The sequence below is a fragment of the Flavobacterium sp. genome (assembly GCF_050696275.1).
Taxonomy (GTDB): Bacteria; Bacteroidota; Bacteroidia; order Flavobacteriales; family Flavobacteriaceae; genus Flavobacterium.
In genome coordinates this window covers 110,062-134,903 of sequence record NZ_JBOGUT010000003.1, presented here as the reverse complement: position 1 = coordinate 134,903, position 24,842 = coordinate 110,062, and the positions used below count along the sequence as shown (strand labels likewise).

24 protein-coding genes are annotated in these 24,842 nt (G+C 34.5%); 16 read left to right on the top strand and 8 right to left on the bottom strand.

Features of this window, described 5'->3' with window-relative positions:
* Positions 1–87 precede the first annotated feature (87 nt).
* From ACRDEC_RS03070 to ACRDEC_RS03060, 3 genes are all read left to right on the top strand, one after another.
* Positions 88–2,355, top strand: a complete 2,268-nt coding sequence (locus tag ACRDEC_RS03070; protein WP_431496860.1) for an acyl-CoA dehydrogenase — start codon at positions 88–90, stop codon at positions 2,353–2,355.
* A 315-nt stretch (positions 2,356–2,670) separates the two neighbouring features.
* Complete coding sequence (locus ACRDEC_RS03065) at positions 2,671–3,825, top strand: DUF6600 domain-containing protein (protein WP_431496859.1); 1,155 nt, start codon at positions 2,671–2,673, stop codon at positions 3,823–3,825.
* Between the two features lie 410 nt (positions 3,826–4,235).
* Positions 4,236–4,703 (top strand): very short patch repair endonuclease, encoded by a 468-nt coding sequence (locus tag ACRDEC_RS03060; RefSeq protein ID WP_431496858.1) that lies wholly within the window; start codon positions 4,236–4,238, stop codon positions 4,701–4,703.
* 22 nt (positions 4,704–4,725) lie between these two features.
* Here ACRDEC_RS03060 and ACRDEC_RS03055 read toward each other — a convergent pair whose 3' ends face one another.
* The 6 genes from ACRDEC_RS03055 to ACRDEC_RS03030 form a co-directional block, all read right to left on the bottom strand.
* The gene (locus ACRDEC_RS03055) at positions 4,726–6,126 is read right to left on the bottom strand and encodes a Sau3AI family type II restriction endonuclease (RefSeq protein WP_431496857.1); all 1,401 of its coding nucleotides are present in this window, start codon (positions 6,124–6,126) and stop codon (positions 4,726–4,728) included.
* Positions 6,110–7,396: a DNA (cytosine-5-)-methyltransferase gene (dcm, locus tag ACRDEC_RS03050; RefSeq protein ID WP_431496856.1), complete on the bottom strand. Its 1,287-nt coding sequence runs from the start codon at positions 7,394–7,396 to the stop codon at positions 6,110–6,112. Before dcm ends, ACRDEC_RS03055 begins: the two co-directional genes overlap by 17 nt.
* Entirely contained in the window at positions 7,386–7,694 is a 309-nt protein-coding gene (locus ACRDEC_RS03045; protein WP_431496855.1) for a helix-turn-helix domain-containing protein, read from the bottom strand. The genes dcm and ACRDEC_RS03045 overlap by 11 nt, the downstream gene beginning before the upstream one ends.
* Before the next feature lie 165 nt (positions 7,695–7,859).
* A complete protein-coding gene (locus tag ACRDEC_RS03040; RefSeq protein ID WP_431496854.1) occupies positions 7,860–8,831 on the bottom strand; it encodes a hypothetical protein in 972 nt (323 codons plus the stop codon).
* A complete protein-coding gene (locus tag ACRDEC_RS03035; protein ID WP_431496853.1) occupies positions 8,809–11,019 on the bottom strand; it encodes an AAA family ATPase in 2,211 nt (736 codons plus the stop codon). The genes ACRDEC_RS03040 and ACRDEC_RS03035 overlap by 23 nt, the downstream gene beginning before the upstream one ends.
* A 273-nt stretch (positions 11,020–11,292) precedes the next feature.
* Positions 11,293–13,377 carry a hypothetical protein gene (locus tag ACRDEC_RS03030; protein WP_431496852.1) on the bottom strand — a complete coding sequence of 695 codons (2,085 nt, stop codon included), beginning with the start codon at positions 13,375–13,377 and terminating at the stop codon, positions 11,293–11,295.
* A 350-nt stretch (positions 13,378–13,727) separates the two neighbouring features.
* Here ACRDEC_RS03030 and ACRDEC_RS03025 point away from each other — a divergent pair, with 350 nt between their 5' ends.
* The 10 genes from ACRDEC_RS03025 (at position 13,728) to ACRDEC_RS02980 (ending at position 20,866) form a co-directional block, all read left to right on the top strand.
* Positions 13,728–14,297, top strand: a complete 570-nt coding sequence (locus tag ACRDEC_RS03025; RefSeq protein ID WP_431496851.1) for a helix-turn-helix domain-containing protein — start codon at positions 13,728–13,730, stop codon at positions 14,295–14,297.
* A 34-nt stretch (positions 14,298–14,331) separates the two neighbouring features.
* Positions 14,332–14,907, top strand: a complete 576-nt coding sequence (locus tag ACRDEC_RS03020; protein ID WP_431496850.1) for a Crp/Fnr family transcriptional regulator — start codon at positions 14,332–14,334, stop codon at positions 14,905–14,907.
* A gap of 82 nt (positions 14,908–14,989) precedes the next feature.
* Positions 14,990–15,544: a YceI family protein gene (locus ACRDEC_RS03015; RefSeq protein ID WP_431496849.1), complete on the top strand. Its 555-nt coding sequence runs from the start codon at positions 14,990–14,992 to the stop codon at positions 15,542–15,544.
* 4 nt (positions 15,545–15,548) lie between these two features.
* The gene (locus ACRDEC_RS03010) at positions 15,549–15,767 is read left to right on the top strand and encodes a tautomerase family protein (protein WP_431496848.1); all 219 of its coding nucleotides are present in this window, start codon (positions 15,549–15,551) and stop codon (positions 15,765–15,767) included.
* 5 nt (positions 15,768–15,772) lie between these two features.
* Complete coding sequence (locus ACRDEC_RS03005) at positions 15,773–16,507, top strand: SDR family NAD(P)-dependent oxidoreductase (protein WP_431496847.1); 735 nt, start codon at positions 15,773–15,775, stop codon at positions 16,505–16,507.
* Between the two features lie 2 nt (positions 16,508–16,509).
* Positions 16,510–16,962 carry a nuclear transport factor 2 family protein gene (locus tag ACRDEC_RS03000; RefSeq protein WP_431496846.1) on the top strand — a complete coding sequence of 151 codons (453 nt, stop codon included), beginning with the start codon at positions 16,510–16,512 and terminating at the stop codon, positions 16,960–16,962.
* A 229-nt stretch (positions 16,963–17,191) separates the two neighbouring features.
* Positions 17,192–18,208 (top strand): alpha/beta fold hydrolase, encoded by a 1,017-nt coding sequence (locus ACRDEC_RS02995; RefSeq protein ID WP_431496845.1) that lies wholly within the window; start codon positions 17,192–17,194, stop codon positions 18,206–18,208.
* A 44-nt stretch (positions 18,209–18,252) separates the two neighbouring features.
* Positions 18,253–18,999 carry a DUF1223 domain-containing protein gene (locus ACRDEC_RS02990; RefSeq protein WP_431496844.1) on the top strand — a complete coding sequence of 249 codons (747 nt, stop codon included), beginning with the start codon at positions 18,253–18,255 and terminating at the stop codon, positions 18,997–18,999.
* Positions 19,000–19,098: 99 nt separating this feature from the next.
* Positions 19,099–20,118: a sensor histidine kinase gene (locus ACRDEC_RS02985; RefSeq protein ID WP_431496843.1), complete on the top strand. Its 1,020-nt coding sequence runs from the start codon at positions 19,099–19,101 to the stop codon at positions 20,116–20,118.
* Positions 20,099–20,866 carry a LytR/AlgR family response regulator transcription factor gene (locus ACRDEC_RS02980; protein ID WP_431496842.1) on the top strand — a complete coding sequence of 256 codons (768 nt, stop codon included), beginning with the start codon at positions 20,099–20,101 and terminating at the stop codon, positions 20,864–20,866. Before ACRDEC_RS02985 ends, ACRDEC_RS02980 begins: the two co-directional genes overlap by 20 nt.
* 30 nt (positions 20,867–20,896) lie before the next feature.
* On the opposite strand, the gene ACRDEC_RS02975 is transcribed toward ACRDEC_RS02980, so the two are convergent.
* Positions 20,897–21,679, bottom strand: coding sequence for a DUF1223 domain-containing protein (locus tag ACRDEC_RS02975; protein ID WP_431496841.1), 783 nt, complete (start codon positions 21,677–21,679; stop codon positions 20,897–20,899).
* A gap of 259 nt (positions 21,680–21,938) precedes the next feature.
* On the opposite strand from ACRDEC_RS02975, the gene ACRDEC_RS02970 reads away from it, so the two are divergent.
* The 3 genes from ACRDEC_RS02970 to ACRDEC_RS02960 all read left to right on the top strand — a co-directional run bounded on the left by ACRDEC_RS02970 (position 21,939) and on the right by ACRDEC_RS02960 (position 24,143).
* Positions 21,939–22,391 carry a carboxymuconolactone decarboxylase family protein gene (locus ACRDEC_RS02970; RefSeq protein WP_431496840.1) on the top strand — a complete coding sequence of 151 codons (453 nt, stop codon included), beginning with the start codon at positions 21,939–21,941 and terminating at the stop codon, positions 22,389–22,391.
* A gap of 111 nt (positions 22,392–22,502) precedes the next feature.
* Positions 22,503–22,838, top strand: coding sequence for a YciI family protein (locus tag ACRDEC_RS02965; protein ID WP_431496839.1), 336 nt, complete (start codon positions 22,503–22,505; stop codon positions 22,836–22,838).
* Between the two features lie 63 nt (positions 22,839–22,901).
* Entirely contained in the window at positions 22,902–24,143 is a 1,242-nt protein-coding gene (locus ACRDEC_RS02960) for an RNA polymerase sigma factor (RefSeq protein WP_431496838.1), read from the top strand.
* Here the strand turns inward: ACRDEC_RS02960 and ACRDEC_RS02955 are convergent.
* Positions 24,140–24,817 carry a succinate dehydrogenase cytochrome b subunit gene (locus ACRDEC_RS02955; protein WP_431496837.1) on the bottom strand — a complete coding sequence of 226 codons (678 nt, stop codon included), beginning with the start codon at positions 24,815–24,817 and terminating at the stop codon, positions 24,140–24,142. The two genes, ACRDEC_RS02960 and ACRDEC_RS02955, sit on opposite strands and share 4 nt — an antisense overlap.
* Positions 24,818–24,842 lie beyond the last annotated feature (25 nt).

Sequence of the window (24,842 nt, the reverse complement as noted above, 5' to 3'; positions counted from 1 at the left end):
GCAAAATTCAACAACTTCTCAACCATATATCTGCCTAAATTTTAGTAACTTGACACATCTCAAAACTTACTATTATACGTGGTTATTATGGAAAATCCAAAACTCAAGGTGTTCATCCCGTTTTTTTACCTCGTTTGGTCTGATGATCTCCTGACACAAAAAGAATTTGTGACATTGCAGGGATTCATTGGCTCACAAAACTGGCTTTCGCCAAAAGAACAACAATTACTACTTTCCAATGTCGATATAACGTCTCCTCCTTCCAGAAAGCAACTCATCGACTGGAAAACTGAAATAGAAAAAAGCAGTATTACACACTCTTCTGTAAAATCCCTTTTTGCGCTTTCTTTGCTGCTTTCCAAAAATGATGAAACCATCAAAGGACTAGAAACTATTTTTACCAAATTAGAAAGTGATCTTGGTATTTCAGGTTCGGAAGCAATAGTGCATTTTAAAACTGCCAAAGTTACTTTTACATCAGGTCAGCAGGCAGCCAGTACATTCGATACCGAAAAACTAACACAATTTCTGGATGGAAAACAGGCACCCATTATAAAAAAAGTAAAATCAATTGTCAGTCGCCCCGAGTTTGCCTATGAAACCTCAACCAATACTAAGGTCTATCGCGAAAAAGTATACGATTGGTGCAGGATACTAGCGAAAGAAAACCTAGGAAATATGGCCTATCCTACTGCTTATGGTGGCGGTGGTAGTTTTGCTGATTATTTTGCCATTATGGAAACACTTAGTTATTATGATTTGAGTCTGGTAATCAAATTTGGAGTACAATTTGGGCTTTGGGGCATGAGCATTCAATCACTGGGTACTGAAAAACATTATGATAAATACCTCAAAGATATAGGTTCCTTTAAATTGCCCGGCTGTTTTGCCATGACCGAAACCCATCATGGTTCCAATGTAAAAGGCATTGAAACTACAGCTACTTACAACCACAAAGAACAGACCTTTAGCATTCACACACCAAATGACAAAGCTCAAAAAGAATACATTGGAAACGCAGCCAGTCACGGTCGGATGGCAACTGTCTTTGCTAAATTAATCATTGAAGATCACGATTATGGGGTAAATGCTTTTATTGTCCCTATCCGTGATGCTAACGGCAAAAGCCTGAAAGGAATTACCATTGAAGACTGCGGACTAAAGATGGGATTGAATGGTGTTGATAATGGTACCCTGCACTTTAACCATGTGGTTATTCCGAAGGAAAACATGCTCGACCGTTTTGCTTCAATTAACGCCGAAGGGAAATTTGAAAGCCCTATTCCCAGCGACAACAGACGTTTCTTTACCATGTTGGGCACTCTGGTTGGTGGAAGAATAGGCATCCCGAGGTCTGCATTATCGGCGGCCAAATCAGGCTTGACCATTGCTATAAAATACGGTGACCAACGCAGGCAGTTCGGACCCGAAGGCGGTTCGGAAGTGCCTATACTAAATTACCGCATACACCAGCGTCGTCTCCTACCCGGGCTGGCCAAAACCTATGGACTGCATTTTGCCTTGCAGTACCTCACCCATCGCTTCATCCATAAAAAAGAAAACGAAATGCCCGATATAGAAGCACTCGCTGCCGGCATGAAGGCTTATACTACTTGGAGTACAAGGGATATCTTGCAGGAATGTCGGGAAGCCTGTGGCGGGAAAGGTTATTTGTCTGAAAACCGCATTGGTGCCTTAAAAAATGACACGGAGATTTACACTACTTTTGAAGGGGACAATACGGTATTGATGCAGCTGGTTGCCAAAAACCGCCTGTCGGAATTCCGTAAAACTTTCGGGGAAATGGATGCTTTCGATAAAATCAATTATGTATTTGAAAGCGCTAAAACGGCCATTACTGAAAAAAACCCGATAATTACCCGTAAAACGGATGAAGATCATCTGCTTGACGGTACATTTCATCTGCAAGCATTTCAATATCGGGAAAACGCTACCGTTACTGCAGTAGCTAAACGCCTAAAAAAGCTAATTGATAGTGGATTAGAACCTTACGATGCGTACAATGTCGTGCAGCACCAGATGATTGATGTTGCCCAGGCTTATTTGGAAAGAGTTATTTTGGAACAATTTCAAATAGCACTAACTTCTGTTAAGGATAAAAACACCAAAGCCGTTTTGGAACAATTGTACCAGCTGTATGCTCTTTCACAAATAGAAAAAAATAAAAGTTGGTACTTGGAAGACGAATATATGGAACCGGTAAAAACCAAAGCCATCCGTAAGATGGTCAATCAGCTGTGCTGGAACATCCGTCCTGATGCCGTGGCGCTGGTAAATGCCTTTGATATTCCGGATAATTGTTTGGGAGCGCCAATTGTATTATTTCCGATTTAGTTTGAGTTGATGACAAGGTTAGCCATTATGGGAAGAAACGACGAAACAGCTCTATTTCATAGCCTTTTCATCCCAATTTCAAACCCAAATTTAAAGAAGTTTAGCGTTAAAAATTTGTTATATCCACAAGATTAACCCTATAAAACAGTATTTATTTAATAAATTTACATATCACTGATAATCAATAATTTAATCATGTCGTAATACTACCTATTACATTCTTCGGAATTCAAATGGAAAGAACAGGATAATTTAAATTATAAAGTTATGAAAACAGCAAAGTGAATAGCTATGTTATATTTTTTGCTTATTGCAATGATATATATAGTACCGCAAAAAACAACCGCTCAGGTTAGTGTGAGCTTCCAATTATTTTATGACAACTTAAGTGCCCACGGGCATTGGATAGACGATCCTAATTATGGTTACGTCTGGTCGCCTAATGTAGCTTATGGCTTTACACCCTATTGCACCAATGGATATTGGGTATATACTGATTATGGCTGGACATGGGCTTCCAATTATTCATGGGGATGGGCTCCGTTCCATTATGGCCGCTGGTATTTTGATTCTTATTATGGCTGGCTTTGGGCACCGGATACTGTATGGGGTCCCGGCTGGGTGACCTGGAGAAGATCCGATGGTTTTTATGGATGGACAGCAATTAGCCCCGGCATCAGTATGGAAATTGCCTACAGTAGCGGTTATAATGTGCCTTACAATCAATGGATATTCGTTAGGGACCGTGATTTCGGAAGAAGAAATACAAACAGCTATTACGTCAATACATCCAAAAACGTTGCCATTTTTAAAAACTCAACCGTAATTAATAACATCCGTACCCACAATTCCATTAGAGGTAGATACAATGCCGGTCCGGATAGAGAGGATGTAAAAAAACATTCTGGTAATGCCATTGCACAAATTTCTTTGAGAGAAAGAAATAAACCGGGTCAGTTACTCAACAAAAACGAAATGCAACTCTACCGACCTAATGTTGATAGAGGAAACAATGAGGGTAATAAATTAAGACCTTCAGAAGTAAGAACCCGAAATGAAATGACGCCTTTTGAGGACAGAAAAGCGGAGTTTGAAGCAAAGGAAAGAAAACAAGTAGCTGAAAGAGAAAGAACAACCAAGATGCAACAGTCTCAGGAAAAAATGAGAGAGCAACGTAAAGAACAACCAGCTAAACGAAATGAAGTGCAACCTCGTAACGGACGTCAGATCGATAAACCGGAAATGGCTCCAACACGTAAAGAAGATGTAAATAGAAAAAACGAGCGTCAGATGAATAAGCCGGAAGTGGTTCCGTTACATAAAGAAGACAGACGAAACGAACGTCAAATGAATAGACCGGAAGTGGTTCCACTACGTAAAGAAGATCGAAATAGAAAAAGCGAGCGCCAAATGAATAAACCGGAAGTGGCTCCACTACATAGAGAACATGGGAATAGAAGAGAGAAATAATATTAAAGAGAAATGAATCGACTCTCATTGCGGGTGAATATGGCAATCCAGTCAGATAATGGTTTGCGGTGTTCCCCGCTTTTTTAGGGGGTGATAGCTAGTTGTGTGGAGGAGTGAAGTGGTAATCTCATTCTATCCTTCTTTAATCTACTTAACAACTCCTAAAGCAATCCAAACCAGCCTCGATATTCTCAATAATTTCCAATGCTAACTAATCCGAATCCGATAAATTATCCAAATCGTCTAATCATTTATCTTTTAATCAAGTGATAAGTTGTAAAGGAAAAAGATTGAAAATTTGACTATTTTCAATGTTCTTTCTATCTTTACATTGGGTCAATTTACATAGTTATCACTCAATTGCTACTCTATTTGACAACTTTTAATTTATATTCACTTAAACCCTTTTTATGGAAAAGCAATATAACATTGAGACAATAAAAGTTCCTAGATTTAATGAAGCAAGCGGATTTTATACTACACCTGAAAGGAGTAAATTAATGTCGAAAATAAGAGCAAAGAATACAAAACCAGAAATTAAACTTAGGAAAGAACTTTGGCGATTAGGTTTTAGGTACAGAAAATACGTTAAACATCTTCCTGGGAATCCTGATATAGTAATAAAAAAATATAATTTAGTAATTTTCGTAGATGGGGAATTCTGGCATGGACACAACTGGAATGATAGAAAAGCTAAAATTAAATCAAACCGTGACTTTTGGATTCCAAAAATTGAAAGGAATATGCAACGTGATAATGAAAATAATTTTAAAATCGAGGCTTTAGGATATAGGGTTTTTCGTTTTTGGGAGCGTCAGATTAATAAAGATCTTTCAGAATGTATAGATAAATTAAGATTTTATATTGAAAGTATATAAATCATTAATCACTTCTTTATCCTTACTTTAAATATATTTCATATTTAACGTAACTACTATTCAACCAAAAGCAATGTTTAGTGTATTCCTTTTGATTAGTAAACCTATCTTTTACAGGTAATGGAAAAGTATCTAGTGCATTTTTTGCATGGGGTCTGACATGAGAAATTCGATTGAATTTTTTGTTCGGAAAATTTGTAGAACGAGTATTCTTTCCTGATTTATTCTTTTTAATTTCTTTTACAATTTGACCTTTTGAAACTACTTCTTTTGCCTTATCCCAAACTTCTTTTGCTTTTTGAATATCATCATAAGGCATATTCCAAAACTTAACTCTTTTGAGTACTAATTTTTCATTTTCAAACTGAAAAAAAACAAATAAAAACTTGTGCTCCAATATATTTTTGAAATCAGATTCATCCCAATCTTCATTTACAATTTCCTCATACTTAAAAGTTGGAAACGAAATATCCTCTCTCGGTAAATTATTTTCTTTTAAACGAACTGTTTTTACAATAATTTCTGCTTTTTCAAATTCTTCAATCTCTTTATCTAATTGAATACCTAAAATTGCCTTAGTTAAATTAGCATGAAAACTTTTAGCTTTTTCATTCATTTCTATTCTTAATAATTTTATAATTTCATCTTCCGTTTTGCCATAAAAAGGTTTAAATTTTGAAATTACTATTTCTTCGATAGTTTGTTTTTTAGCAACCTCAATAGATGGAATTAGTTTTCCGTATACTTCAGTACCTTCATTGGCAATTGAAGCAATAATATGATTAACATAACCTTGTTTGAACGAATAGGCTCTTTGTTTTGCAGGAATTTTAGAAAAAGGTTGTTCTCTAACTGATAAAGCATTTGCTCCTTTTGTACAAGCTCCAAGATAAAATGTGTCGCCTTCAGAAAGTTCGTGAGCTTTCCCTTCAGCAATTTTCTTCGTGATTAATTCCCAATCTTGTTTTATGATTTCTAAATCTGTTGATGGAAAAATCCATTCATCTACAATTTTTATTAAATAATCTAAAGCATCAGAATCTGTTTGGTGTAAATAGAAAACCAAAAGAATACTTGCATTCTTTTTTAAAAAATCACTATTTTCAAAATTCTGATTGACAACATTAACGTAGTTAATTATGTTTAAAACAAGTCTTTCTTTAGAACGATATTCATCATTCTTCAATTTTTTGAGTGGTGATGATTTTAATTCTAATTTAGCGATTGGAAAATCAGGTTCTGAAACAGAGTTTGGTTTATAACCAAAATAAAATTCTTCTAAAATTTGACCAAAATAACCTTTCCCTTTTTTGTCATTTTTTATTAATTCAGCATCGCAAACTTGACGCAAAGATTTTCCTTTTAACCCTTTTGCAAATTCTATAATAGAATTTTTATTATTTGGATTATACGGTAACTTCATTGCTTATTTTTTTAGTTAAAGCTACACCTATTTTTTCAATCACTCCAACCACCAATGCATTACCCATAAAAAAAGCTCGTTTTGTATCTGTAATTCCGTCGAGTTTTGTATGATTGTCTGGGAACATATTTAACCTTTCCAATTCAATGGGAGTGAGTCTCCTGTGTCCTTTGGAAGTCTTGATAACATGTTTAAATCTTGAAGCTGACTTACCTCCTTCTCCTGTTATTATCGTTCTTGACGATTTATCTAATGGGTCAGGGAAAATCATACCTCCTTCACTGTAATTATATTCAAATCCTTGAGTGTTTTTTCTTATTTCTTTTTTAGCTCCTTTTAAATAAAACCATTTATCCAGTTCCTCTTCATTTATGTAAAACTCATCTGTCACTTCTCCATTTTGTATAACATCTTTTAGAAGAGTAAATGCGCCATCATAGCTTGGTTTAGTTTTCATAGTTGTTACAACGCCATTAATAAGCATTCCTGAATTTTCAAACATTCCTGTTTTCCCATTTTTATTGAAGTTTTCCGAAATTTCTACAATATCTCCACTAAGTTTGAACACACGATGCTGTAAGACGTTGTCAGCTAAAATTGGAAACGCCATAGCCAAAGTCCCTTCTTCAGTAACCCAATCTGTCGAACTGGTTTCTTTTATATTTTCATAAATTGTTGAAGTATTATGATAAGCCATAATGAAAATTCTCCTCCTCCTTTGCGGCATTCCATATTCGGCAGCATTTATAACACGCCATTCTACTGCATACCCTAAATCATTCAAACTTTTTAGAATTATTGCAAAATCTCTTCCCCTTTGCCCTGATGGAGAAATTAAAAGTCTATCAACGTTTTCTAAAAATATAAATTTAGGTTTATTTTCTTTTTCACTTAATATTTTATGAATAGACCACCATAAAACTCCTTTTTTTCCTATTAACCCTTTTGAGTTTTTTAAAGTGGTAGCAACTGAATAATCTTGGCAGGGAAATCCTCCAACCAAAAGATCATGATCAGGAATTTCAGATACTTCTACTGCAGCTATATCATTATTAGAGTGTTTTTTATCTCCCCAGCGTTTTTCATAAACCGCTGAAGCATGCTGTGTTTTTGTAGAAGGCTCCCATTGATTACTCCATACGACTTCATAAGGGGATTCAAGATTTTCTTTATAATTTGATGAAGCAGATTTTCCATTCCATCCTTCAAGACCTAATCTAAAACCACCAACACCAGCGAATAATTCAATGACTTTTATCTTATTTTTCATCCTGTATGGCTTTTAAATATTTTGCTTTTTCTTCTGCTACTTTTAAAACTTCTTCAATATTGTTCTCTTCATAAATTGTATGAGCTATTTGATCACTCAACCAAGTGGTAATGAGTTGGTTTTTATCCAAATGATAAAACTCAGCAAATTTTTCCACTTGCTCTTTTGAAGGTTTTCTTTCGCCCCTTTCAAATTTGCTGATAATAGCTTGGTCAATATCAAGAGAAGATGCAACTTGTCTAAGGATAAGACCTTTTGATTCTCTTGCAACTCTAATTTTATCTCCAAAAGTTTCCATAAGACATTTTTTGTTTTGACAAATTTAGTCAAAATAATATTGCTTACAAACTTTTGAGAATTTTTATTCAGAAGTATAGCGCTGTATTTCCAATTTTATTCCCATATCTCGAATGTATCCCCAACCCATTTTTTGCTATTTGTCATAAATGAATTTTATCAAATATTATTGGATTAATCCAAGATCTTTTGCAACATCCATTACTAATTTACTCATTGGTCTTTTATGTATATCCTTATCCTCAGTATAATTACCAACAAGAGCTCGTTTGAAAAGATCTGGATGTAATTTTAATTTATTAAAATTTTCATTTAGAGTTTTTAAGTATGAATCATTATAAATTTGACTTTTTATGATTAATTCTTCTATTAAATCAAGTTGAGTTTGGTAAATACCCTTAATGTGAAATATTTCTTTAAATGTTTTTACTCCTAATGAGTAATTTGGTTCTTCAAAACCAAACTCAATTACGTTAGAATCTTTAGTGGTTAAATATTTTGCTTTTGCATTACATTCTAACTTAAACTTATAATCAGATTTAATAGTTTTAGAAGTGTTAGTAGTATATAAATTAAATTCAACCTTGTGAGTGCTTTTAAGTCTGTTGCATGAAGCACAAGCTGGATATAAATTGTATAAACAAATACTTAAAAATGGATAATCGTCTTTAGAATGGTAATGATCTACATCAAATTTTGCTGAATATTCATTTTTAGAATTTTTAATAGCCGAAATTGTTAATTGTGAATTACAATAAACACAGGATTTTATCTTTACTTCTTTAAAGTATTTAGGATAGAATGAACTTCTTAAACCCTTGTATCCAAGAGCAATTAAAATTTTGTTTTTTATTTCACTTTTTACAAGTACATTTTTACCATTTCTAATTTTAGGGGTAAGAGGGACGGCTCCAAGGGAGTTTCTTTCATTTAATAATTTTGTTGAATCCCAATTTAAAATATCTAAATTGCTATTAAAAAGCTTTATTACACTTTCAAGATATATTTTATCATTTCCAACAGGAGTTTTTAAATTCAATTGATTAAGCCTATGAATTGCTTTGTCTCTTTGGTTTTCAATTTCAACTTTGAATTTTTCTTGAATAACCTTAACTTTATTTTGATGGATTGCTATCATTTCCTTTTAAATTTTGAAGTCTTTTTATTTGAGATTCAATATAGTTTTTCTTTTCAGATGGGTAAGCTTCAATATATAATTCCATAAGACTAGTTGACAACATAGGCTCTCCAATTAATTCAATTAATTTTGCACAATATTTTTTATCATATTTTGATTCAAGAATTCTATCAATTACTATTGTTCTATTGTTTTCTTTAATTGTTTCTTCAATTTCTTTTTTTTCACTTTTAGATGTAGAATCCTTGAGCCTAGATTTTAATATTTGATTTTGATTCTCTAATTTTTGGATATTCAAATAATTAATAACTTGATTTATTTCACTTTTAGCAAACTCACCCATGAAACCATTTTTCAAGAAAAAATCATTAGCTAACATATCATGAATATTAGCACCAAATGTGTTTTCTGAATCTTCACTTTCAATCATATTTCCGTCTTCTAATTTTAGAATATTTTGATTTGGAATATCTGAAAGCACAAAAGGAGAATGTGTTACAAAAAGAATATTTATTTTTAAAGTATCAAGTTTGTTATTCTTTATGCTTTCAAGTATGTTTTTTAATAATTTTCTTTGATATTCAGGATGAAAATATAATTCTATTTCATCAAAAATTAAATTAACACAATCATATTTACTAATTAATCTAGTTGCTCTTACAGATTTAATATTATTCAAATGATATAAAATTGTACTTGTAGAATGGATCAATTGTTGTTCTCCGGAACTTAATTTATCAATTGTAATTTTATTATTTTGGTACTTATTTTCTAAAAATTCATCAACTTCTATTTTTATAGAAAAGATAGGTGGAGGCAGTAATTCAATTAAAGTTAATTTCTCTTTAATAGATAAATTGTGTAATTCTTTTGAGAGAGTTAAAATGTTAATTTTCTTGCTATTATATTTATGCCATACTTCGTCATAGAACTTAATAAAATTTACAACCTGCATTAATTTATTAGTTATATGACTTCTATTTTTGAAGTTATTTATATACACAAGAAATTTATCAATGTCAATTATCAATTCACTGTTATTATTTTTCCAATTTAAAAAAATTTGATAATCAGGGTATTTTTCACAGATAGAAAATATTTTGTAAACAATATATTCATAACATTTACCTATATATGGGTTAGTTTTTTCTACTATTTTAAATTTTATAAGTGTTTTCAATAAAACTTGATCGTATCTCCAAAAAACAGTGGGTATTTTGTCTTTTGAATAATTTTTTATTTGAATACAATTGTTATATGGATTTTTAAAACTATTTTTCCAAAATCCATCTCTATCCTTTACATTTTCACTAACCATTACTAGCTTATTCTCTTCTTTTGTATTAAAAAGGCTAATATTAAAATATGGCTTGTTCTCCTTTAAAATTGTGACTGCTTTTCTATTCTCAGTAATTTTCAAATGTTCGTCATATCCATTATCATAAAACTTTAAAATATTAAATAATAATCGTTGTTGTAATAAATCCTGTTCATTGTTAACATCAATAACTCCTCCATGTCTATTTGATGCACTTTCTCTTTTAGGATTTATTACTATTGGTATCTGATAAGAATCATTTTTATGAAAAAGACCATCAATCCAATGATTAGATGAATTATAAAAATCTAATGACTTGCCTAATACATGTGGATTGAAACTATATATAGAATAATTAATTATTAAAGTATAAAAAAATTCTTTTAATTTATTATTCTCAATTATTGCATGTTCTGAAATATTATAAAGAGTGTGAAATTTATTATCATTGATTTTTAGCATATAAAAGTAATTCTCTTTCTGAAAAAATATTTCAGCATTAATTCCTTTACTTCCTTTTGAAAATTCAATTGATTCTAGCTCTGCATCTGTTACAATTTGCTTTTTTCCTAAAAGCACTGTGTCATTTAAATAATAGCTTAATTGGTTTACACAAGCAACAAATAACTCAATTAAAGCACTCTTACCACTACCGTTTTTTCCAACTATTGCTGAAACATTAATATTATCTCCAAAAAGATTGATAGGAAGTGTAGATTCATCCGTTATCTCAATAACTTCATTTTTCTTATTAAGAACAAAACTGAAATCATTATAAAGCTTGTAAATCTGATCTTTTTTAAGGTTTTTTAAAAATCTTTTATCACAACCTTTTAAAGGTCTTACTGCTAATAATTTGAATTCACTCATTTTTAATATCTATTTTATGTAATCCTCTTAAATCCGCACCATCGGAGTTTTAGCAAATGGAAACTTATACTTTTTCATTATCAACGAATTCAGGTTTATAATCGGTGTTATAAAGCATCTGAAAAACTTCTATTAACAAAAATATTCAGTTCCTTCCCAAACATACCAATAAAAACACACCTACACAATCACTAATTTCAGTGAGTAAGGACAAAACCCCATACCAAAAGATACAGGGTTATTTTTTGCAAACACGAATCAAACTACAACACACTACTCTTTCTTTCGTACACCGTTTTTCTGAAGTAAGTAAAACGAATAACCAAATTGAAGTTGTGAAAAATTATTATTGATATCATCCCATTCGTGAACTAATTTATATCTCAGGAATAATTTCCCTGAGCTTGAAACATCTAAATTTACGCCCACATTAAATGAATTTAAAAAACTATTTTTCCCAACTAAAATATTGTCTTCAACTGATCTAAGTTTTATTTTAGAGTCAAAAATTTCAAACCAGGATAAACGGTCTGAAATCACAAAACTTACTCTTTTTTCAGGCAGTAGCAGAACTTTAAATTCAACAGGGATTTCTAAGTTATTTAGAAAGGTACCCTCAACCTGATCTACTGTTTCTTTTGTGCCACTTCTGCCAAATAAAAACCCGGCATCAAGCGTAGCATTTATCTTAGCATTTTGATTTTCTAAAAATAAAATATTTAGGTTTCCTCCTATTGAAAAATTGCGGTACTGGTACAGCCCTATTGGAGAATAATAATTTTCAGCAATGATAGTTCCATTCTCATCAATGACATCATGTACTGAAGGCAGCAAAAATTTATTGTTTTTTTCAATTTTAGAGAATTGAAAATGAGCATCAAAATATTGAAACATACCCCATCCTTCAATAAATTTATCAGCAAAATCTTTCCGTAAAGTTGTAATATTAAACTTTTTATTTACTTCAGTCTGGATTATCCCATTAGGGTTGGCTTCATCAAAAATACCAAAGAAATCAGTATAGACTATAGCTTCAAACAACTTAGACGATTCCTCACGATATAATTTAGTATCTTTTTGATCTTTATCCAAAATTACTAATTGTGGAACTGGGCTAATATCGTTAGCATTAACATCTACTTTTTTAACATAACGGATAACATCGCTGACATATATCCTAAGGCTTTCTTCATCATTTTTAGCGCTTAGTGCTGTTCCTCCATCTGTTCCTTTTTCTTCTTTAGCCTCGTCAATATCTATCGTATCTTTTTTAACTCTTGTTGCTATTTTATCTTCTTTGACTGTTTTTTTTGCTTTCTCTTTACTTCTTCTTTCAGGTTTGGATTTTTCTTCATTATCATTTACCCAATCGACGTTAGATCTGGATTCTTTTATTTTTTTTAATTCCTGAATGACTGCATCTTTCTTAATTTTAGCCTCTCTCAAAGATTTATACTTACTATTTTCATCAGAAATAGCTTCAGCTTTGGCTTCTTCTATTTTTTTAATATTTACTATATTTTTTGCTGAGTTAGATTGTTTTCTAGCTTCCAATAGAGCTGCCTCTTTACTAACTACATTATTTTTTGCAGTAGTATAAGCTGCTTTAGCAGTTTCAAATACGGTTTTAGCATCAGCCGTATCTTTACTTATTTCTTTTACTTTTTTTTCCCAATCCTGATGATTCTTTTCTACAATATTCTTAAACAAATCTTTTGTAAACTGTTCATTTGTGAACAATCTGTAATTATTTAATTGTTTGATGTTTTTAGTAGAACTGATTCCCATAGAATACTTATTATTAAACGACACTGGTATGTTACCTATTTTACCATTTACCTGCATTTTTTCAATAAAACCTCCAAAAAATGAAATTTCAACCTGGACATCGCTAAGTTCTGTTGCATTGGTTTTATCCGTTTCATTTCCTACACCAAAATACACCGGTATATTATCTTTTAAATATATAGAAGCTACTTGCGGACGCATTTCTTCCGTATTATGATAGGTCACTATCTGTGTAAAAACGAGCGCAATATCATTTTGTATTTCCTTGGTTTCTGGCAATCTTAAATTATCTGGGTTATTTTCTTTAACAACATCATAAATAGCTTGTTTTAGCTTGGCTTCAAAATTAGGATAAGTCATTGGCTTCAGCTTAAATGAAATCGATTTATCATGGTAAATCAATTTAGTTTCATAAAAATCATCTTTATCCAATTTGGTTTCAACGATAATATCTTTACTTACCAAAGAGTCAGCCAAAAATTTATCAACTAATTTCGCAGGTAAAGTATACTGTTGGGCAAATAATGATCCAGCATAAAAAATAAAAATAAAAAGTAAATTTTTCTTCATAATAATATCAATTTAGTTTGTTTATAATCTTTTAAAGATACCAATAAATATGTAAGAATTTATTTATTATTTGCTGTTGGTGATCTGGGGGATCATCTCTCCCAAATATACCCCATAACAACTTCAAAAAGCTAAGTATAAATACGTATTTTTTTAAATTTATTAAGAAAAGTAACACCTGCTATTTTATAGCGATTAAGCGTAAAGAACAAACAAGCTACACTCATTTATTTCTGTGGTAAAAAAATCATTTTAAAAATTTTACCACAAAAACTGTGATAAAATTTTTATCTTGAAAAAAAAACCACAACTTCTGTGGTAAAAAAATATTAAAAAAAAACTTACCACACATGAAAAGTACCACCACAATAAAAAGCATATTGGGATTGTCCCAGATAGAGATGGCCTTACTATTAGGTGTTTCCAAAAGTCAATGGTCTATGTATGAAATAGGGCAACGGGATTTACCTCTGACAGCAAAAAAGAAATTAACAGCCTTACTGTCACATCTCCAGAATTCAAAAGGAATTTCTGCTGAAAAACAAAACTTTACAGCATTGGAACAAATAAAAACACAGGAATGGCTTGAAAATGAAAAACATAATCTGGAATACAAGGAACAATTGCTGGACAGAAAAATACGAGCCATAGAAAAAAAGAGAGCAACATGTTTTGCTGCTTTGGAAACGGTTCATTTTTTAGAAACTCAACAACAAGACACTCATAATTCCTTGATAAAAAGTATAAAATCGAGAGCGATAGCTACTTTATCCAATAATACATTGTATCATTTACAAGAGATGCAAATGAAAAAAGAACATCTTACAATGTTAAAAAACAGTGTAGCACAAAAAATGAAGCATATCAGCCTAAAATATAACCACCAAATACCTCGAAATTCCATAACTTTACATAAATAACCGCTCAAAACAATGCCGAAGAAATCATCTAAATATGGAAGCCAAAGAAATACTACAACAGCACATCGCCAAAACCGCTTTGCTGACTGACGATCAGTTTGATTATTTCTTTTCTCATTTCAAACCCTTATCTTTTAAGAAAGGGCAGACTATTATCAGCGAAGGAGACAAAGTAGATTGCGAGTATTTTGTCATTTCGGGGTGCCTGAAGGCTTTTTATATCAATGATGAAGTGAAAATGTACATCCTGCAGTTTGCCATGCCAACATGGTGGGCTTCCGATTTCGATGCCTTATACAACGGAACAAAAGCGACTATAAACATAGACTGCATCACAGATGCGGAGATACTTTGCCTTTCCAATGGTGACCGCGAAAAGCTTTGCAGCGAATTGCATCAGGTAGAGCATTTTTTCCGCTGGCGCACCAATAAAGGGTATATCGCCTCCCAAAAAAGACTCTTATCCCTAATGAACAACGATACAAAAAAGCGCTACGAAGAACTCTTAGCCTTATATCCTCAATTGTACAATCTCGTACCCAAGCATCTCATTGCTGCCTATTTAGGGGTTTCCAGAGAAACACTAAGCAGACTTTACGCCTCACACTAAGCATTTTACGAATGTGATGTACATCACGTAACCTCCTCCGATTTCTGATCTTCCTTTGCATTGTAATTTTAAATACAATAAAATGGAAACTACAAAATTTGAAATCGTAAGTGCTAAAAGCAACATCGACTGGACCGGTAAAAAAGTAACCGGCGCACACAATGGGACTATCAATATCAAAGAAGGAGAATTTCTTCTGAATGATGGTCAATTAACCGAAGGCAAAGTCATCATTGACACTTCAACAATTAAAATTCTGGATATCGCTGATTCGGCTACCAATGCACAATTTGCCGGCCATTTAGCTTCAGATGATTTTTTCTCTATTGAAAAATTCCCAACATCAACTTTCAGCATCACTGCTGCCAAACAACTGTCCAGCGGTCGTTACCATCTTGAAGGAGACCTGACCATTAAAGGTATTACACATCTTGCAGAATTGGAATCGGAAGTAGAAAGCAACGGAGAAACGTTTACTCTTGCTGGTAAACTAATCGTTGACCGTACGTTATATGGAATCAAATTCCGTTCAGGTAACTTCTTTAAAGATTTAGGCGATACCCTGATCTATAATGATTTTGAATTGGACGTGAACATCACAGCAAAAATTGCAACAACAGAACTTTCTAAAAACTAAAGCCATGCCATTCGTATCCATTGAACTGACTCGTGAGGGCGTTACCCGCGAACAGAAACAGCAATTAATCAGCGGGATAACCCAAGTGATTACAGAAGTACTGAACAAAGACCCGCATTTGACACATATCGCCATACATGAAATCGATACCGATAATTGGGGCTATGCAGGAGAACAGATATCCGTATTGCGTGAAAAAGGAATAACAGCAGATAAAAAATAAGAAACATGAAAAAACAAACCATAATTGTTACCGGTGCATCTAGCGGTATCGGTAAAGAAATCGCCAAATACTTTTTGGAAAAAGGCGATAATGTAGTCATCAATTCAAGTACAATTGGTAAATTAGAAGAAACGTACAAAGAGCTTGGCGCTGGACCTAATCTTGCCCTGGTTGCCGGTAGTATAAGCGATAAAGCCACAGGAGAGCGATTGGTAGCTACTGCAATAGAAAAATTCGGTTCGGCAGATGTATTGATAAACAATGCCGGGATATTTGAAACAAAACCTTTCCTTGAAGTAGATGAAGCCTATCTGGATCGTTTTCTGACAACCAATTTAAAAGGTACTTATTTTACCACACAGGCGGTTATCCCACAAATGCTGAAACAACAGCAAGGAGTGGTGATCAATATAGGCACTCCAATGGTGAATCAGGGTTTTGGCGGTATTCCGGCAACGGCACCAATAGCCAGTAAAGGAGCTATTCATGCTTTAACCATTCAATTGGCTGCTGAATTTGGCAAACGAAATATCCGTGTCAACACGGTTGCTCCGGGAGTTATCCGTACGCCAATGCATGGCAGTGATGCCGATAAAAGTGCCGGACAGCATTTACTAAACCGTGTAGGTGATGCAAATGATATAGCCGAAATGGTGTATACTGTAGCCAAAAGCAATTTTATTACCGGAACCATTTTTAATGTGGATGGCGGTATGGCTGCTGGGTTTAATTTAAATTGATTGTGAAACCTATCGTACTAATCGCTGTTTGGTTCTTCAGTCTGACAGGGCTTACAGCACAAAATACAACTACTATGGAAAATCAGAAGACCGATGTTCTTGCTATTTCAGCAGCATTAGAAAACAATTATTTCGAAGGAATTTACGAAGGTGATACGGCTTTGCTGGGCGCTATATTTAATCCGGGCACTTTACTATTTGGCGATATCAAAGGAGTGCCTTACGCCAAAACTGTTGACCAATATTTAGATGGAGTTAAAAACCGTCAAAGCCCAAAAGATTCCGGGAAACCGTTCAAAGGAGAGATTTTATCTTTGCATATCGTGAATTCCATTGCGGTAGCCGAAGCCAGAGTAAGAATGTATGATTTCGTGTACCATGATTTTCTATCGTTCCATAAAATCAATGGCAAATGGCTTATCGTAAACAAAATGCTTACCGACACCAACCAATAAATTGCAGTTAAGCATTTGTTTATAAAAAAACGAAGGATTTCTCCTTCGTTTTTTTTACCTTGTACATAACCCTCTCTTTTCCATCTACTGAAAGACTTCAGATTGCAGTCTGCCCGTTTCAGCTCTTATTTCGTCCGTTTTGCCTCTTTTCTGATGGTATCGCAATCACTACTGGAATACTTTTGACAAAGAAATTCAGTACTCAGCAAAACTTAAATCAATAGAAACCATGTTAGAAAAACAAAAATACAATCGTTACCTAATCCTACTCTTTATTTTCTTTTTTACCATAGGAACAACGATGGCACAATCGGAAAAACAAAAAGTAAAAGATATGCCTGTAAACAGTTCTTTAGGAACCTTAAAACAAATCAATGCCGGCTTATTAAATGTTGGCTATACCGAAGCCGGCCCAATCAATGGCTCTCCAGTAATCCTGCTGCACGGCTGGCCTTATGACATTCATAGTTATAATGAAGTAGTCCCATTATTGGTATCGAAAGGCTATCGGGTCATTACTCCTTATTTAAGAGGATCCGGCACGACACGCTTTCTTTCAGATGATACTTTCAGGAATGGGCAACAGGCCGCATTAGCCAGTGATATTATTGCCCTGATGGATGCGCTTAAAATAGATAAGGCCATTATAGGAGGATTCGACTGGGGAGCAAGAACAGCAGTGGTTATGGCAGCACTTTGGCCTGAACGTTTAGCAGGACTTGTTTCAGTAAGTGGCTATATTGTTGTCAATCTTGAAGCAAACCAAAAACCGTTGCCGCCTTCAGCAGAATATGGATGGTGGTACCAATATTATTTTGCCACAGACCGAGGGAAATCAGGTTATACGGAAAACCGCTACGAATTCAATAAATTGATATGGAAGTTGGCTTCCCCAAAATGGGAATTTGATACTACTACATATGACCAGACAGCACAATCCTTTAACAATCCGGATCATACATCCATTGTAATTCATAATTACCGCTGGCGCCTTTCTCTTGCTGAAGGAGAATCAAAATACGATGCTTTGGAGAAAAAACTAGCCACCCGTCCTGTTATTTCCGTTCCTACTATCACTATTGGAAGTGATTTTGACGGTGCAAACGCAGATGGAAAAGCATACGTCAATAAATTTTCAGGCCCGTATTCACATCTGATTTTAAACGGTATTGGGCACAATGTTCCTCAGGAAGCCCCAAAAGCCTTTGCAGATGCTATTATAACTGTTGATGGTTATACTAAATAAATACAATTCAAAATAACTCAGACACATTTTAAAACTTTTGAATCATGAAAAAAATAAAAATGACTACAGCACCACTCCTACTAAGCCTACTATTTGGGTTACATGCTCACGGACAAAATAAAACCGATAAAAAAGGATTTGCCGTTTTAGAATTATTTACTTCTGAAGGTTGCTCCAGCTGTCCTCCTGCCGATGCACTGATGGGTAAAATTCAGGAAGAATACAAAGACAATGCTGTTTATGTACTTTCCTATCATGTGGATTACTGGGACAGGCTGGGCTGGAAAGATATTTTCAGCAATGCAGATTATACCAAAAGACAGTTAACTTATGCGCATTGGTTTCAAAAAGAACCTATTTACACTCCACAGGTTGTAATTAACGGACAAACAGAACATGTCGCTTCACAGGAAGCTATTGTGCGAAGTGCCATCAGTAACGCGCTTTCAAAACCGGCTGTTGCCAACTTGACTATGGAAGCCAATCAGACAGATAATAAACTTACTGTAAACTATGTAATAAGCGGAGCTTCAAAAAACAGCCGCCTACTCTTGGCAGTTGTGCAGAAAAGAGCTAAAAGCAATGTTAAAAGAGGTGAAAATGCTCATCGTGTCTTATCTCATTTTCAAGTTGTACATCATCTGCACAGTACCGTTGTAACGGAAAATAGCAAAGGTACTACTTCACTATCATTACCTAAAGGATTCAACACTACTGATTTTGAAGTTATTGGCTTTATACAAGATATAAATACCGGTGCTATTTTAGAAGCAACTAAAGTCATACTCTGATTTTTTAACTATCAATTTATTCTTTCGGCAAGACACCGGCAAGGCGGTATTCACTTAAAAAAATCTTATCTTTGATAAGAACGGATGAAGTACAATAATATGGAAAAAGAGAAAAAAAGGTTTCAGGTTTCCCAACGCGTGATATGGGGAAGTTCGATAGCACTGGCAATCCTTGCCTCGATCCCAAAGCTGTTTGATAACAGTTCGAAACCTGTAGATATCTTTATCAATTCCTCCATTACTTTTTTGTTTTCTCTTTTCATATGGCATTATAATATTTACAGTCTCCCGAAGTTTATGGCTCGGCACACCACCAAAAATTTTGTAAACGGAAGGCTTTTATTAAGTGTCATCATGGGAATCCTGATGATGATACTTTTGGTCGTAGCACATCAGGAACTTTTTCAAGTTACAAAATTGGACGCACCAATTATGTTTGAATTGAGAGGAATCTTAATCAACCTGATTGTCTATATGTTTCTCCATTTGCTTTTCCAAAACTATCGAACACAACAGATAAGCCTGGAACTCGAGCGTACGGAATCTGTAAATCTGGGTGCTCAATATGAGCTTTTAAAACAACAGGTTAATCCGCATTTTTTATTTAACAGCCTTAATACCTTAAAATCAATGGTAGAGATTCAGGATCCGCAAAGCGCTGATTTTATTCTCAAACTTTCCGATTTTTACCGTTTTACGCTGGAAAGCAGAAAACTGGATTTAATTCCATTACGGGAAGAACTCCAAATATTAGAATCGTATACTTACTTGCTGAAAGCCCGTTTTGAAGAAGGTTTTATTGTAACAAATGACATCAACTCTTCTTGTTACGATTCAGCTATTCCGCCATTTACCCTGCAATTATTGATAGAAAACTGTATTAAACACAATATTGTATCACTTGATAAACCTTTGGAAATTCGATTGTATACAGCCGATGACTTTCTTGTGGTCGAAAACAAAATACAATTGAAAAAAGGAGCATTATCAACAGGTGTCGGACTCAATAATATCAACCAGCGGTTTATGCATCTAATCCATAAATCAATCGAAATTGAAAAAGAGGAAACGGTCTTTAAAGTAAAAATACCCCTAATTTATGACTATAGTAATCATTGAAGATGAAGTAAAAACAGCCAAAGCTCTTGGCCAGCTTATTTTCAGCATCAGACCAGATGCCCAGATCTTATCTTATATTCAAAGTGTGGACGGAGCTGTGACCTATCTTTCGGAAAATGACCAGCCCGATCTTATTTTTATGGACATTCAGTTAGCAGATGGTCTTTGTTTTGAAATTTTCAAAAATGTAGAAGTACTGTCTCCTGTGGTATTCTGTACTGCTTTTGACGATTATGCGATAGAGGCTTTCAAATCCAATGGCATCGATTATATCCTGAAGCCTTTTTCAAGAGAAAGCATTGCACAAGCCATCAAAAAGGCCGGTGAATTGAAAAACTTTTTCCAGAGGAATAAAAAAGCGCTGCCCGATTTTGATTACCTGCTGACCCGGTCTGGAGAATATACTGGAAAAAGCAGTTTTCTGGTATTTAAAAACAATAAATACATGACGGTACAAACCGAAAACATTGCTTACTTTTTCATCAAAAACGAAACTCCGACTATTATGTCCTTCGATAAGTCGGAGTATCAGATAACCCAATCATTGGACGAAGTGCACAAATTGTTATCTCCGAATCAGTTTTTCAGAATTAACAGACAGTACTTAGTCAATTTTACTGCCATAAGGGAAACTGAGCACTATTTTTCACGTAAGCTGATTGTCAAATTAACTGTTCCAACCGAAGAAAAATTATTAGTCGGCAAAGACAAAGCCACTGCCTTTCTGAATTGGCTGGAAAACCGATAAACAAAATCTTATAGAAATAAGAGTAAACTATTAATCGAGTTGGGCTTTTGAAGCAGCATTAATACTACCTGTAGCTTTCTTTTGTATGAACCCTATAATTTCCCAGTTTTTGGTATTGAAGTCTTTCGGCTTTGCAATAACCAGATGACCATCTTTTTTAGAAAGAGCAATGCTATTGGCTTGTCTTACAATTTGGACATGATGCAGCAAACGTCCTCCGTTTTCCCCACGTTTTACTTTTGTGTCAGCTTCTTTCAGCACTGTCGCAATAAACAAATCAGTATTTTTAATTTCTGCATCCGTTTTATATTCAACTTTCAGCGAATCACCTTTCGATTGAGTATGCAATGCTAAAACAGTATTCGGACTCATTTGCAATGCATTAGAAATTTGGTTATAAAGTGTTCTCGTATCGTCTCCCCCAAATTCCGAAGCGCCATTTATAACGAATTGCGGTGTGTACAGGACGTTCTGCCCCATCCAATCTGCATATTGTTGCTGACGGTTCGTAAATTGAGCATCACTGAAACTGTCTTTCCAGTTCAGATGATTCCAATAATCAACATGGAAGGCTAAAAAGTAAATATCTTTTCCGTTTGCTTCTTTTTGGATTTTAGCCATAAGAGCATCCGCTGGAGGACAACTCGAACATCCTTCAGAAGTAAAAAGTTCTACTACCGCGAATCCTTGGTTTTTTGTCGTTTGAAGGTACGGTACTCCAAGCCAGTTTCTGTTGGGAAACAGAAAATAATAGAACACCATAGAAATAACTATCAAGCTGGTTATCAAGGCAATCTTATCTTTCTTTTGCATATCATTAGTTTTTTTAAGTAAATTTTATCCAAAGATAAGAGCGTACTATCAGAACCGAGCAGAGAAAAAGGCCAACCCGCCCGATTAACAGCTGATAAGGACATTTGAAACCTTTAAAAGAATGTTGGACTCCTGTCATTTTCAATACTGATAAAGCCTAATTTCAGTAAAATAAATAATTTTTATATTTTTTTAAAAAAATTTGTCCAATATCGAAAGTCCGGTTGTCATTAGGGTATAACATTTAAATTTAATAAAAATGGAAACAAGAATTAATGTATTCGAAAAAGGACAAAAAGCGTTAAGCACTTTATTTGGTATTACTGGTCATCTAAAAAAATCAGCTCTTGAAAGCTCGCTTCTGGAATTAGTTAATTTCAGGGTATCACAAATTAACAACTGTGCTTATTGTCTGGATATGCATTCTAAAGATGCTCGCGCGGCCGGTGAAACGGAACAACGTCTTTATGGTTTAAGCGCTTGGAAGGAAACTCCTTATTATACAACACGTGAAAGAGCCGCTTTGGCCTGGGCAGAAGCTGTAACAGCATGCCATGTGCCTGACGAAGTTTACAATGAAACAAAAAAAGAATTCTCAGATGAAGAATTGATAGATCTTACCCTTGCTGTTACTACTATTAACACCTGGAACCGTTTCAACCTGTCTTTTCCTAATACTGTCGGTACTTATAGAGTAGGTCAATTCGGATAATATAAGATATGAAGGTTTTTTTGTAAATTGTGGCAGCGTTTGCCATCTGACAAAAATGTTGACCTTAAAAATACCATACGAAAATACGTATCACCTTTAAAAAAATAAAAAATGAATGAGTTCCTATTAATTTTCCGCAGGGATTTTACTACCAAAGAAATTCAGCCCTCACCAGAAGAGCTGCAGCAACAGCTAAGACAGTGGCAGGAATGGTTCGGCAGTCTGGCAGCTCAGGACAAACTAGCCAGGCCTTTACAGCGATGGGACGGTCAAGGCATGATTGTAGATCCAAAAGGCGTTACAAACGGCCCTTATGCCGAGATTAAAGAATCTATTGGCGGCCTTATTATCGTTAAAGCAAAAGATTATGACGAAGCAGCCCACATAGCCAAAGACTGTCCTATCCTTATTCTGGGCGGTAATGTAGAAATCAGAATGGCTATTTAAGATCCGAATTGGTTAATAATTAAAAAATGCCTTTGTATATTTACGAAGGCATTTTACTTTAGTATGGACAGCAACCAACTTATTCCCAAATTATTCAGAACCGAATACCAGAAAATAGTTTCGGTTCTTTGTCATTTATTCGGTATTCAGCATATTGAGATTGCTGAAGATATCGTCAGTGATACCTTTCTTGCCGCTACGGAAACCTGGAGTATCAAAGGAGTCCCGGAAAACCCAACAGCATGGTTGTATACTGTAGCCAAAAACAAGTCCAAAAACTATTTTAAGAGAAGTGCCGTCTTTGAGCAGAAGATTGCTACTGAGCTGAAATACAATGCTTCCAAAAGCGGAGAAGAAATCGAAATTGATTTATCCGATAAAAATATTGCAGACAGCCAGCTTGCGATGCTATTTACCACCTGTAATCCGTGCAATTCAAACGAAGCACAAATTGCATTGGCTCTTAACCTTCTTTGTGGTTTTGGGATAAATGAAATAGCAGAAGCATTTCTTTCCAACAAAGAAGTGATTTATAAAAGGATTAATCGGGCCAAGGAAAAATTAAAAGAAGAAAACATCAAAATAGAACAGCCTACAGCTTCTGAAATAAAAAGCAGACTGGAAACCGTTTTGAAAACCATCTACCTGCTTTTCTCAGAAGGTTACTATTCTACTTCACAAAACACAACCCTTCGCCAGGATCTTTGTGCCGAAGCGATGCGTCTGACGTATCTGTTACTTCAAAATAAAACTACAAATCTGCCTACGGTAAATGCGCTGATGGCACTGATGTGTTTTCATTCTTCCCGGTTTGAAGCCAGAACAAACGAAAACGGCGAGATTATCTTGTATCAGGATCAGGATGAAAGCCTTTGGAATATGGAATTAATCGATCGCGGTATCTATTTTCTCAGTGAGTCTTCCAGCGGAGATACACTTTCAAAATACCATCTCGAAGCCGGCATAGCCTATTGGCATACACAGAAAAAAGACACACCCGAAAAATGGGGACACATATTGGAACTGTACAATAACCTGCTTATTTTAGAGTACTCTCCTATTGCGGCCTTAAACAGAACTTTTGTCTTATCTAAAGTTAAAGGGACGGCAGTTGCCATTGTTGAAGCCGAAAAACTGAATCTGAAAGACAACCATTTTTACCACTCGCTATTAGGAAACCTATATACCGGCTATGACAATACGAAAGCGATACAGCATTTTGAGATCGCATTATCCCTTGCTAAATCCTCTTCAGACAAGGCTATTATTATTAAAAACAGGGATAAAATCAATACTTCTGCTTAAAGTGCTCTTGCGCTGACAAAATGATGGAACAATGCAATGAAAATAAATCCCGCAGGAACTACAACAGCAAAAACCCTTCCGAATTTGGCGAATGCCCTGGAATATTTATTACTGAAACCCACTGATTGCATCGAAGAATAAAATCCATGCCATAAATGAAACCCTAATAACACAAAAGCGGTACAATAGAATCCTGTTCTAAACGGATTTTTGAATTTATGGACGAGCTCTCCGAAATACCTCTCAGAATCCGGCACTTTTACAGCTATAAATTTATAATGCAGTTCCTGAAACCAGAAATCATACCAATGCAATCCGAAGTAAGTCAGGATGACCAATCCGGAAATAATCATATTTCGGGAACTCCAGGTAGAGCTTGCCCCGGGACTGTTATAAGCGTAGGCAACCGGTCTTGCTCTGCTGTTCTGTATTTCCAGAATGAATCCCATAAAAAAATGAAAAAATACTCCAAAAGCCAATATCGGCTGGCCAATATATTGTACCAAAGGATTGTATCCCATAAAATGAGAAATCTCATTAAAGAGCTTTGCACTGATAACCGAAGTCATATTCAGTGATACGTGAAGGCATAAAAAAGTGATTAAGAAAACACCCGATAGCGCCATGGCTGTTTTTCTCAAAATAGACGATGTCATTAGTTGTTTTTTTGTCATAGTTTGCTGAGTTATGGGCATACCC

Bases quoted from the DNA above. Each gene is read 5' to 3' on its own strand.
- ACRDEC_RS03070 (WP_431496860.1), top strand. From the start codon at position 88: ATGGAAAATCCAAAACTCAAGGTGTTCATCCCGTTTTTTTACCTCGTT.
- ACRDEC_RS03065 (WP_431496859.1), top strand. From the start codon at position 2,671: ATGATATATATAGTACCGCAAAAAACAACCGCTCAGGTTAGTGTGAGC.
- ACRDEC_RS03060 (WP_431496858.1), top strand. From the start codon at position 4,236: ATGGAAAAGCAATATAACATTGAGACAATAAAAGTTCCTAGATTTAAT.
- ACRDEC_RS03055 (WP_431496857.1), bottom strand. From the start codon at position 6,126: ATGAAGTTACCGTATAATCCAAATAATAAAAATTCTATTATAGAATTT.
- dcm (WP_431496856.1), bottom strand. From the start codon at position 7,396: ATGAAAAATAAGATAAAAGTCATTGAATTATTCGCTGGTGTTGGTGGT.
- ACRDEC_RS03045 (WP_431496855.1), bottom strand. From the start codon at position 7,694: ATGGAAACTTTTGGAGATAAAATTAGAGTTGCAAGAGAATCAAAAGGT.
- ACRDEC_RS03040 (WP_431496854.1), bottom strand. From the start codon at position 8,831: ATGATAGCAATCCATCAAAATAAAGTTAAGGTTATTCAAGAAAAATTC.
- ACRDEC_RS03035 (WP_431496853.1), bottom strand. From the start codon at position 11,019: ATGAGTGAATTCAAATTATTAGCAGTAAGACCTTTAAAAGGTTGTGAT.
- ACRDEC_RS03030 (WP_431496852.1), bottom strand. From the start codon at position 13,377: ATGAAGAAAAATTTACTTTTTATTTTTATTTTTTATGCTGGATCATTA.
- ACRDEC_RS03025 (WP_431496851.1), top strand. From the start codon at position 13,728: ATGAAAAGTACCACCACAATAAAAAGCATATTGGGATTGTCCCAGATA.
- ACRDEC_RS03020 (WP_431496850.1), top strand. From the start codon at position 14,332: ATGGAAGCCAAAGAAATACTACAACAGCACATCGCCAAAACCGCTTTG.
- ACRDEC_RS03015 (WP_431496849.1), top strand. From the start codon at position 14,990: ATGGAAACTACAAAATTTGAAATCGTAAGTGCTAAAAGCAACATCGAC.
- ACRDEC_RS03010 (WP_431496848.1), top strand. From the start codon at position 15,549: ATGCCATTCGTATCCATTGAACTGACTCGTGAGGGCGTTACCCGCGAA.
- ACRDEC_RS03005 (WP_431496847.1), top strand. From the start codon at position 15,773: ATGAAAAAACAAACCATAATTGTTACCGGTGCATCTAGCGGTATCGGT.
- ACRDEC_RS02995 (WP_431496845.1), top strand. From the start codon at position 17,192: ATGTTAGAAAAACAAAAATACAATCGTTACCTAATCCTACTCTTTATT.
- ACRDEC_RS02990 (WP_431496844.1), top strand. From the start codon at position 18,253: ATGAAAAAAATAAAAATGACTACAGCACCACTCCTACTAAGCCTACTA.
- ACRDEC_RS02985 (WP_431496843.1), top strand. From the start codon at position 19,099: ATGGAAAAAGAGAAAAAAAGGTTTCAGGTTTCCCAACGCGTGATATGG.
- ACRDEC_RS02980 (WP_431496842.1), top strand. From the start codon at position 20,099: ATGACTATAGTAATCATTGAAGATGAAGTAAAAACAGCCAAAGCTCTT.
- ACRDEC_RS02975 (WP_431496841.1), bottom strand. From the start codon at position 21,679: ATGCAAAAGAAAGATAAGATTGCCTTGATAACCAGCTTGATAGTTATT.
- ACRDEC_RS02970 (WP_431496840.1), top strand. From the start codon at position 21,939: ATGGAAACAAGAATTAATGTATTCGAAAAAGGACAAAAAGCGTTAAGC.
- ACRDEC_RS02965 (WP_431496839.1), top strand. From the start codon at position 22,503: ATGAATGAGTTCCTATTAATTTTCCGCAGGGATTTTACTACCAAAGAA.
- ACRDEC_RS02960 (WP_431496838.1), top strand. From the start codon at position 22,902: ATGGACAGCAACCAACTTATTCCCAAATTATTCAGAACCGAATACCAG.
- ACRDEC_RS02955 (WP_431496837.1), bottom strand. From the start codon at position 24,817: ATGACAAAAAAACAACTAATGACATCGTCTATTTTGAGAAAAACAGCC.